At 56.0% G+C, this 534-nt stretch carries 1 protein-coding gene; it reads left to right on the plus strand.

What is annotated here, in order from left to right:
- A partial coding sequence (locus EOA27_RS39530) for a ThiF family adenylyltransferase (RefSeq protein ID WP_189562440.1) occupies positions 1-534 on the plus strand: 534 nt, incomplete at both ends.

The raw sequence follows: 534 nt of genomic DNA on the forward strand, positions 1-534 counted from the left end.
GTAGCAAGGTTGCAGCGAGCCTTGCCAGATCTGGGGTTGGGAATTTTCTTCTAGTCGATGATAACGTTCTCATGCCTGGTAACTTTGTGCGGCATGATCTCGATTGGCGGGATATCGTGACACACAAAGCAGACGGCGTTGCACGTCGCGTCCAGTTAGTGAATCCGATAGCCCAAACTGACATTCGTCGACAGCGGCTTGGCGGACAGGAGTCGAGCGGTAGTCTCGAAGGGCTCATCGAACTCATCTCGCAGTGCGACCTTATTGTTGACGCGACATCCAGCGCAGAGGCGTTCAACTATCTGTGCGCCGCCGCCGAAAGCGGTGCAAAGCCAATGATTTGGGCGGAAATTCACGGCGGGGGGATCGGCGGCCTGATCGCTCGTCATCGGCCAGGCATCGAGCCCGTCCCAGCACTGATGCGGCGAGTGATCGAAAATTGGTGCGTTGAGAAGGGACTCGTGATTGAGCGCCCCGAAAGGTCATATGAGGATCGAAATGAAGGCATTCCTTGGGTCGCAGATGATGCAGATG

It is taken from the genome of Mesorhizobium sp. M2A.F.Ca.ET.037.01.1.1 (assembly GCF_003998075.1).
Taxonomy (GTDB): Bacteria; Pseudomonadota; Alphaproteobacteria; order Rhizobiales; family Rhizobiaceae; genus Mesorhizobium.